General features: G+C 64.9%; 8 protein-coding genes. 3 read left to right on the top strand and 5 right to left on the bottom strand.

The genetic code is table 11. From position 1 onward, the window contains the following. Positions 1-212: 212 nt before the first annotated feature. Both AAZU54_RS26855 and AAZU54_RS26850 read left to right on the top strand, forming a co-directional pair. A complete protein-coding gene (locus AAZU54_RS26855) occupies positions 213-677 on the top strand; it encodes a multidrug transporter (protein WP_186553810.1) in 465 nt (154 codons plus the stop codon). Between the two features lie 472 nt (positions 678-1,149). After that, complete coding sequence (locus AAZU54_RS26850) at positions 1,150-1,974, top strand: SDR family oxidoreductase (RefSeq protein WP_186553809.1); 825 nt, start codon at positions 1,150-1,152, stop codon at positions 1,972-1,974. A 126-nt stretch (positions 1,975-2,100) separates the two neighbouring features. Here AAZU54_RS26850 and AAZU54_RS26845 read toward each other — a convergent pair whose 3' ends face one another. From AAZU54_RS26845 to AAZU54_RS26825, 5 genes are all read right to left on the bottom strand, one after another. Continuing rightward, entirely contained in the window at positions 2,101-2,613 is a 513-nt protein-coding gene (locus AAZU54_RS26845; protein ID WP_434727875.1) for an SDR family NAD(P)-dependent oxidoreductase, read from the bottom strand. Between the two features lie 66 nt (positions 2,614-2,679). Further along, on the bottom strand, positions 2,680-4,128 hold the full coding sequence (locus tag AAZU54_RS26840; RefSeq protein WP_312155000.1) for an efflux transporter outer membrane subunit: 1,449 nt from the start codon (positions 4,126-4,128) through the stop codon (positions 2,680-2,682). After that, on the bottom strand, positions 4,125-5,186 hold the full coding sequence (locus AAZU54_RS26835) for an HlyD family secretion protein (RefSeq protein ID WP_312155002.1): 1,062 nt from the start codon (positions 5,184-5,186) through the stop codon (positions 4,125-4,127). The genes AAZU54_RS26840 and AAZU54_RS26835 overlap by 4 nt, the downstream gene beginning before the upstream one ends. 29 nt (positions 5,187-5,215) lie before the next feature. Beyond that, on the bottom strand, positions 5,216-6,757 hold the full coding sequence (locus AAZU54_RS26830; protein ID WP_186553805.1) for an MFS transporter: 1,542 nt from the start codon (positions 6,755-6,757) through the stop codon (positions 5,216-5,218). 232 nt (positions 6,758-6,989) lie between these two features. Then, positions 6,990-7,898 (bottom strand): LysR family transcriptional regulator, encoded by a 909-nt coding sequence (locus tag AAZU54_RS26825; RefSeq protein ID WP_186553804.1) that lies wholly within the window; start codon positions 7,896-7,898, stop codon positions 6,990-6,992. 263 nt (positions 7,899-8,161) lie between these two features. Between AAZU54_RS26825 and AAZU54_RS26820 the strand changes: the two genes are divergently transcribed. Then, on the top strand, positions 8,162-8,608 hold the full coding sequence (locus AAZU54_RS26820; protein WP_428627543.1) for a universal stress protein: 447 nt from the start codon (positions 8,162-8,164) through the stop codon (positions 8,606-8,608). The last annotated feature ends 148 nt before the right edge of the window (positions 8,609-8,756 follow it).

The raw sequence follows: 8,756 nt of genomic DNA, 5'->3' as shown, positions 1-8,756 counted from the left end.
CGTCATGGCAGACAACGCAATCACTCTGTCAGATCGCTATCGCGGGGCAAGCCCGCTCCCACGCCCCCCCGCCTATTAGTTCCATCAACCAACAGGTCTATCAACCAACAGGTCCACGCAGCCATCCTGCGTGCGCCAACGTTGCTTTTTGAGGTGAACCCCTTTTACAGCTACGATGGTCAAACCCGCCCAACCAAGGCATGTCCTGCACAATGATCATCGGCGCTCTGCTCATCCTCACCTGGCTGGTCCTGCTCCTGCGCTATCCGGCCAAGGCCCTGCCGATCTCCCTGGCCGCCGTATTGGGCCTGGGGCTGGTTGCGCTGTGGGTAGTCTGGCAAGACAGCCGCGAATCTTCGCAGCTGGCCCGCCTGGAATTGCGCCTGACCTACGCTCCTGATCAGTGTCCTGCCGACCGCGCCCTGCGCGTGACCATGAAAAACGGCAACAAGGCCCCCCTCACCGAACTACGCTGGCGAGTCGGCGCCTATGCGCCGGGCGACACCGTCAACCTCGCTGAAAGCACCTACAGCGCACCGCGCTACCGCGGCCCCGGCGAATTGCAACCTGGCGCCGAGTGGAGCGACTGCCTGCCCTTGCCGCCGCTGCGTTCAGGCTATCGCCCGCAGACCCTGGAGTTTCGTCCAGAACACCTGCAAGGCTCGTTTGCCAACTAGCATTTTTGTCAGTTTCGCCGCGACACCACCTGGCATTGAATAGGCGCATTGCCTTGTCAGGAGGACGTTGTCGTGCACCTGCATCCCCTCTGCGACCCCGATGCCCTGGACGACCTGCTCGATGCCGAACGCCGCGAGCGGCGCAGCGTGATCTTCGTCGGCTCGCACAGTTGCCCGCCGTGCAACAGCCTGCGGCCGGTCTATAAACGCCTGGCGCGCCGCCTGCGGGGCATCACCTTTTACGACTTGAACCTCGACCAGTTCGAAGATCCCGCCTGGGAGGGCTGGCTAACCGCCGTGTTCAAGGACCTCGACCTGCGCTACATCCCCTCGCAGATCCTGCTGCCGGTCAGAGGCTCAGCACAGGTGGTGCGCGTTGGCCGCGCGGCACCGTTGCGTCAGGCATTGGCAAGGCTGCATCGCCCCGGCTGCGCTATGATCGAACCTTCATCCCTTTTGCGCAGACCCCGCCATGCCCACAGTTCTCATCACCGGCTGCTCCAGCGGCATCGGCCGCGCCCTGGCCAACGCCTTCCGCGATACTGGTCACGAAGTCTGGGCCACGGCCCGCAAGCTCGAGGATGTGCAGCAACTGAGCGCGGCTGGTTTCTGCGCACGACAGCTGGATGTCAATGATGCCCACGGCCTGACGCAGTTGGCCGGCGAGCTCGAACAGCGCCATGGCGGCCTGGATATCCTGATCAACAACGCCGGCTACGGCGCCATGGGGCCGCTGCTCGATGGCGGGGTCGAGGCGCTGCGTCAGCAGTTCGAGACCAACGTATTCGCCGTGGTCGGCGTGACCCGCGCGCTGTTCCCGCTGCTACGTCGCAACCGCGGCCTGGTGGTGAATATCGGCAGTGTTTCCGGGGTGTTGGTGACGCCGTTTGCCGGCGCCTACTGCGCCTCGAAAGCCGCCGTGCATGCACTCAGTGATGCCCTGCGCCTGGAGCTGGCGCCGTTCGGCATCCGGGTGATGGAGGTCCAGCCTGGGGCGATTGCTTCGCAGTTTGCCAGCAATGCCCAGCAGCAGGCCGAGCAGGTATTGGCGGCTGATTCACCGTGGTGGCCGCTGCGCGAACATATCCAGGCACGCGCGCGCGCTTCGCAGGACAAACCCACACCGGCCGCGCAGTTCGCTCAGGGATTATTGGCGGCGACACAGAAGTCGCCGACGCCGGCGCTGGTGCGCCTGGGCAATGGCAGCACCGCGCTACCGCTGCTGGCGCGCTTGCTGCCGCAGCGGTTGCTCGACAAGGTGCTGCGCAAGCGCTTTGGGTTGTTGCGACCGCTTTGACTGTGGTGACCGCTTCGCGGGCAAGCCCGCTCCCACAGGGCCCGAGTCGTTTGAGCCAGGTGTGTAGAGCCTGAGACCGACGCTGTACCTGTGGGAGCGGGCTTACCCGCGAAGAGGCCGGCACAGTCAGCACAAGGGCTGGACGCCAACCGCAGCCAGATCAACCACCCTGGTCGCCACCTGCTCCGCCACCCCAGGCACAACCGCATCAACCCTCACCCCAGTGCTGGCCAAGGTCTCGCCCATCCCGCGCACTAGAGTCTTCAGCTCGCGCTCAGCGCACAGAAACACCAGCCGCCCCCAGTTACGCGCCACCATTCCCTGGGCGTAATGGCGTGCCAGGCTGGTAGCGCAGACTTGGGCCACGGCTAAGCCGTTGACCAGGATGTCAGTGTGCGGCACGCGCTCGATCAGCGTCTGGATGCCCTGGTCAGTACTCAGGTCGGCAGCGACGCCGATGAGGCGAGCGGCGGGAAGTGCCTCGCGCACCTGCCTGAACGCTTCATCGACGTGGGCCTGACTGCGGCCGTTAAGCACCACTTCGGCGCCGGCCTGGACCAAGCCGATCACGATCGCCAAACCCAGCCCGGTGGTGGAGGCCGTGACGATGGCGCGCTTGCCGTTCAGGGGAAGGTGCATCTGCGGCCTCCTCGTTTGTTGGTTTGGTTGTTGGGGCTTGCTTTGCAGCCGCAAAGCGGCCCCGCTTCACACCCTAGGCGGCTCTTGGTCAAACGCCTGCCACCCCCCACCCAACGCCTTGTACAAACCCACCATGGCCTGCGAAACCGCCGCCGAGCTGTCGATCCACTGCTCTTCACTGGCCAACAACGCCGACTGCACGCTCAGCACATTGAGAAAGTCCACCGCCCCTTCGACGTACTGGCGCTGAGCGGTTTGCAAGGCAATCCGGTTCTCCCGCACCGCCTCGGCCAAATGATCGCGGCGCAGCTGACTGGCGTTATACAAGCGCAACACATCGTCGATCTCATGCCAGGCAGCCAGCACCACCTTGCGGTAGTTCAGCGCCGCTTCCTGTTGCTGGGCCTCGCGCAATTGCAAAGTCCCGGTCAGCCTGCCGCCTTCGAAAATCGGCAGCGACAACTGCGGGCCAAAGGCAAACCGGCGTGAGTCCCACGCGCCAAAATCAGACAGCTGCATGGCCTGGAAACCCATGCTGCCGGACAAGCGAATACTGGGGTAGAAATCGGCCTTGGCCACGCCGATGCTGGCGGTGGCAGCATGCAAGCGCGCTTCGGCCTGGCGGATATCCGGGCGGCGCTCAGCCAGCTCAGATGGCACGCCAATGGCGAATTTCTCCTGCGGCGCCGGCAGCTCGCCGGTCTTCAGCAGCTCGCTCTGCAAGCTGCGCGGTGGCTCGGCGGCAAGCAGGCTCAGGGCGTTGATCAGGTCATCGCGGCGCGCCTCCAGCGTTGGCAGGCGCGCTTCCATCGAGGCCACCTGGGCCCCGGCCTGGGCCACATCCAAACGGGTGGCAACGCCTTGCGCCTGGCGATCCTGGGACAGCTGCAGGCTGTGCTGGGCGACCTTGAGGTTGTCCTGGGTGACCTCCAGGGTGTGCTGTACGGCGCGCAGCTGAATGTAGTTACCGGCAGTTTCCGAGAGCAACGCCAGCAGCACCCCGCGCCGATCATTCTCGGCCACGGCCACTGTCGCATCGGCGGCTTCCACCTGCCGCCGTACCCGGCCCCACAGGTCCAGCTCCCAGCCTGCGACCAAGTCGCCCTGCCACAGGTTGAACGCCGACTTGCCGGCCTTACCGGACGGGTCGTTGAGGCCTTCGGCGCTATTGCGGGCACGACTGTAACCGGCATTGGCATCCACCGACGGCGCCTGCTCGGCCGCCACGCTACTGCGTAGGGCGCGGCTTTGCAGCAGGCGGGCACTGGCCATCTGCAAGTCGAGGTTGCGCTCGGCGACGCGCTGGATCAGGGCGCTGAGCTGGGCATCGTGAAAGCTGTCCCACCAGCGCAGCTCCAGCGGTTCGGCCACCGGCTGGCTAGCCGCAGCCTGGCCTTGTAGCGCCGCCCAGTCCCGCGGCGCTTGGCTGTCAGGGCGCTGGAAGTCCGGCCCGAGGGTGCAGCCTGCCAGCAGTACGGCAAGCAGCAGTGGGCTCAAGGGCAATAGCGGTTTCATCGGGCAGTCACCTCTTTGCCTGCGAGGGTGTCGCCTTGGGTGTCGATGGTGGCTACCACCGACATCCCCACGCGCAGGCGCTGCAACAGTGGCTGGCCGTCATCGAAGACGATCTTCACCGGGATGCGCTGGACCACCTTGGTGAAGTTGCCGGTGGCGTTGTCCGGTTTGACCGCAGCGAAGGTCACGCCCGTGGCCGGGGCGATGCTCTGGACATGGCCCTTGAGGGTTTCGCCAGCGAAGGTGTCGACGCTGATGCTCACCGGCTGCCCGGGTTGCACGTGGGTCAGTTGGGTTTCCTGGAAGTTGCCCACGACATAGGCCTGCTCCAGCGGCACCACCGACAGCAAGCGTGCGCCCGGATTGACGTAGGCACCGACGCGCAAGGCGCGCTCGCCGACCATGCCGTCGACGGGGGCAGTGATGCGGGTATAGGACAGATCCAGCTCGGCCTTCTCCACCCCGGCTTCGGCCCGCTTGAGCTGGCCATCGGCACTGGCGACCTGGGCACTGAGAATGTCCACCTGCTTGCGGGTGGCGACCAATGCCGCCTGGGTGTTGGCCAGGCGCGCACGGGCCTGATCGACCCGGCTGCGCGCTTGCTGGGCATTCTGCACGGTACCGGCGCCCTGCTCGGCCAGACGGCTGTAGCGATTGACCTCATGCTCGGCGAAGGCCATCTCAGCCTGGGCCGCTTTCACCGCCGCCTCGGCCTGGGCGATCAGAGAGCCTTGGCGGTCGAGCGTGGCGCGGGCATCGGCGCTTTGCGCCTTGGCTACCAGCAACTGCGCTTGCGCAGCATCGAGGGCGGCCTGATAGTCGCGCGCATCGATCGTCGCCAGCAACTGGCCGGCCTTGACCTGCTGGTTGTCCTCGACCAAGACCTCTTTGATGAAACCTGCCACTTTTGGCGCGACCACGGTGTAGTCGGCGATCACGTAGGCATCGTTGGTCCGTTGCTGATGGTCGCTGCCGAGCAGCCACGGGCCAATCAGGCCGGCCAGGACGGCCACGGCCAGCACCGAGCCGATGACGAGAGTCTTGCGATTGTTGGTCATGTTCTGTGTTCTCGAATTCATCCAGGGGTTCAGGCCACCGCACGCGGTGGATAGACCCGAGTGGGCACGAAAGGAATAAGGCAGATAAGGGCCACGGCGATGCCCGCCATGACCAGGTACAGATCGGCCGAGGTCAGCACCAGGGCCTGTTGATGGATGCGTTGCGCAAGGCCTGCGGCGCGATCATCGATCAGCGGCGCATTACCCAGGCTGTCCACCAGGTGGTTGGAATGAAAATGCCGGCGCAGGGTCCCAAGGGCATCGAGCAGGCCGGTGGCGATCACCGCAGACAAGCCCTTGACGGTGTTGAACCAGGACGAGGCGAACGGCCCCTCCTGCGGCGTCATGCCGTTGGTGGAAAGCATCAGCAGCGGCAGCACGGCCATCGGCTGGCCAAACACCTGCAGCAAGTAGAAACCGTAGAAGTTGTCGCGAATCCACTGCGAGGTCAGCAGGCTGCTGCCCACGCACGACAGCGCCAGCATCGCCAGGCCAACCGCCAGCACCCAACGGCAATCCACTGCGCGGATGTTACACAGCGCAGCAGTCAGCGGCAGGGCCAGCAGTTGCGGCATGGCCACCAGCATCATCAATGGGCTGGTCTGCGCCGGCCGATAGCCCTGGATCTGCGCCAGGTACGCCGATGGAATTGTGCCCACACCGGAAAGCACGATCAGCACCCCGGCCAAGGTCACCAGGGCGAAACTGAGGTTACGCCGCGAGAGCATGCGCAGTTGAAAGAACGGCAGCGGCTCGGACCATTCGTTGTACATGAACAGCACCAACAGCAGCAGGCCGCCACCGAGCAGCCAGCAGATCAGCGGCGAGTCGAACCAGCCCCAGCGGTCACCCAGCGACAGGCCGAGGACGATGCAACTGAGCGCCGGTAAACCGAGCAGCACCCCGCGCCAGTCGAACTGTTTGAAGCGCTCCAGGCGCAGCGGGTCTTGCGGCAGGCCCCAGCCGACGCAGGCCATCGCCAGCAGGGAAGGCAGGATGATCTGCCAGAACGCCCACTGCCAGCCGACATATTCGGTCCACAACCCCGCCAGCGGCGTGCCAAGGTTAGGGCCGAAGGTGGCAGTCAGGGCGTAGCAGGCCAGGCCATAGACCTTGATCCCCGGCGGCAGGAAGCGCAGGGCGACGCTCATCAGCATTGGCGGCAAGGCGCCTGAGGCCAGGCCTTGCACGACGCGCAGCAGCATCAGGCTGTGCAGGTTGGGTGCATAGGGTTGCAGCAAGCCGAGCACAGCGAACAAGCCGATGGCAGTCAGGGTGAAGCGGCGTAGCGAGAAGGTCGTGGCCAGCCAGGGTGAAAACGCCATGGCAGACACCGAAGCCGCGGCGTACACCGCCAGCAGCCAGGCGCCCTCGTCGGCGCCGATGCCCATGGCGCCGCGGATATCGGCCAGGGAAATCTTCGTCACCGCTTCGTTGAGACCCGCGCAGAGCACTGCCAGCAGTACGCCAAACAAGCCGACCACCACCCGCAGGCCGAACGCCGTTTGCGCAGGCGCAGCGGGCGCCGAGGCGGTAGCGAGCGCGGCGGTAGGCGCGGTCAAAGAACTCATGGACGGACATCTCCAGCAACATAATCGGGGCTGGAGCAAGTCTAAGAAGGTCGAATGCTTACGAAAACTGACTTATTGGCAGTTTTAAGTTGCGTCAGGCGCAATCCGCTTTAACCGCGTCGCCTTCTTCGCGGTCAAGCCCGCTCCCACAGGGATGGGTGTGTACTCACTGTTTGTGTCCGGCGCGCTCAGTGTGGGAGCGGGCTTGCCCGCGAAGAAGACACCGCCGATGTCACGGATCGACACTGCAACAAGCTTTCAAGGTCTGGCGCAACCAGCGGTGCGCCGGATCACTGTGAAAACGTGGGTGCCACGCCTGCATCACATTGACCCGTTCCAACGGCACCGGGATCTCGAACGAACGCAGCGGCAGCCCGAGCTTGGTAACGCTGTTGAGGATATTGGCCGGCATCGGCAGGATCAGGTCCGAATCGGGCAGCGAGAACAGCGCCGAGTGAAAACTTGGGGTAATCAGCGCCACCCGCCGCTGCACCTTGAAGTTGGCCAGCTCGACATCGATCGGGCCATTGGCCCGGCCGCGCCGTGACACGCTGATCTGCGGATAAGCGGCAAAGCGCGCCGGGGTGATCTCGGCATCGAAGATCGGATGATCGCGGCGCGCCAAGCCAACATAAAAGGTATGGAACAAGCTCTGCACCTTGATCTCTGGCGCCAGGTCGATGCTTGAGCTGATCACCAGGTCAGTGCGCCCGTCGCGCAGCACGCTGTCATCATCACCGCCTGGGCTCTCGGGCACGAAGCGCAGCACCGTGCGCGGTGCCTGTTCGTGCATCATGCGCAACAGCTGGGCGCCATACAGGGCGATGAACAGGTCGTTGGTGCGGATATTGAAGGCCCGATCCAGGTTGAGCAGGTCGACATCCTCGGCGCTGCGAAACACCTGCCCGGCCTGCTCGACCAGCAGGCTGACCTGCTCGCGCAGGGCCAGGGCGCGTGGCGTGGGGACCAGGCCGCGACCCGCACGCACCAGAATCGGATCGCCCAGTGCATCGCGGATGCGCCCCAGCGTTCGGCTCATGGCTGCCGGGCTCAGGTTCATGCGCTGGGCTGCGCCAACCACGCTGCCTTCATCGAGCAGGGCGTCGAGGGCGACGAGCAGGTTCATGTCCGGGAGTTGCATGGCCGTGGTCCGTGGCGGCTGGGGGAAGCGCGATGTTAACAGGTCGCCGATTGCGCCAGACGCAACGGCGCCGTGCGTGGGGGGCTATTTATCCTGATCGGTGGATCGGCTCAGAATGCTGTAGAGACTTTGCCGGCCTCATCGCGGGGCAAGCCCGCTCCCACGCAGTTATCGGTGTGAGAGAAATTGCGTGGGAGCGGGCTTACCCCGCGATGAGGCCGGCAGTTGTTGCATCAATACCTGCCCCAGACCGAGGAGCCTGCATGCCCCGCCCCGTCCTGATCGCCATCGACGCCTCCCCCGCTGCCAGCGCCCTGCTGAACCTGGCGCTGCGCTACTGCCGCCCGGACGAGCAGCAACTGCACGTGCTGATGGCCATCGACTCAAGCTTTGCTGTGCACGACAAACCCCTTCCCTTCAGCGCAGGCGAGCTGGAGGAATACCCCGCCGCCTGCGAGGAACAACAACTGGCCGAGCAGGCCGTGTCCGAGGCGCTGACAACCCTGCGCAACGCAGGTTTCAATGCGCAAGGCTGCATGATCGCCGCTGAGCCGGTCGAGGCCATTGTCGACAAGGCCAAGGCGCTGGACTGCGAACTGATCATCATCGGCCACCGCCACCTGTCGCGGCTGGGCCGGCTGCTGGATCCGTCGATCAGCGCCAAGGTGATTGATCGGGTGCAGATTCCGGTGTTGGTGGGGGCTGCGTAACCTGGGTGGATTGACTGACGCCATCGCGGGGCAAGCCCGCTTGTATGGTTAGACTTGAAGGGGTGGTGGGACTAAATGCCCGATTCTGACTGTTCGCAGCAGTACAGACCGTGGGAGACATCGCCCCACCCCTTCCACCAAAGCGCCG

This window comes from Pseudomonas sp. Je.1.5.c, assembly GCF_051129895.1.
GTDB lineage: Bacteria > Pseudomonadota > Gammaproteobacteria > Pseudomonadales > Pseudomonadaceae > Aquipseudomonas > Aquipseudomonas urmiensis.
Note: the sequence above shows the minus strand (reverse complement) of the source record. Positions and strands in the feature narration are given on the sequence as shown.

Coding starts and splice junctions, on each gene's coding strand:
- AAZU54_RS26855 (WP_186553810.1), top strand. CDS start 213: ATGATCATCGGCGCTCTGCTCATCCTCACCTGGCTGGTCCTGCTCCTG.
- AAZU54_RS26835 (WP_312155002.1), bottom strand. CDS start 5,186: ATGACCAACAATCGCAAGACTCTCGTCATCGGCTCGGTGCTGGCCGTG.
- AAZU54_RS26825 (WP_186553804.1), bottom strand. CDS start 7,898: ATGCAACTCCCGGACATGAACCTGCTCGTCGCCCTCGACGCCCTGCTC.
- AAZU54_RS26820 (WP_428627543.1), top strand. CDS start 8,162: ATGCCCCGCCCCGTCCTGATCGCCATCGACGCCTCCCCCGCTGCCAGC.
- AAZU54_RS26840 (WP_312155000.1), bottom strand. CDS start 4,128: ATGAAACCGCTATTGCCCTTGAGCCCACTGCTGCTTGCCGTACTGCTG.
- AAZU54_RS26850 (WP_186553809.1), top strand. CDS start 1,150: ATGCCCACAGTTCTCATCACCGGCTGCTCCAGCGGCATCGGCCGCGCC.
- AAZU54_RS26830 (WP_186553805.1), bottom strand. CDS start 6,757: ATGAGTTCTTTGACCGCGCCTACCGCCGCGCTCGCTACCGCCTCGGCG.
- AAZU54_RS26845 (WP_434727875.1), bottom strand. CDS start 2,613: ATGCACCTTCCCCTGAACGGCAAGCGCGCCATCGTCACGGCCTCCACC.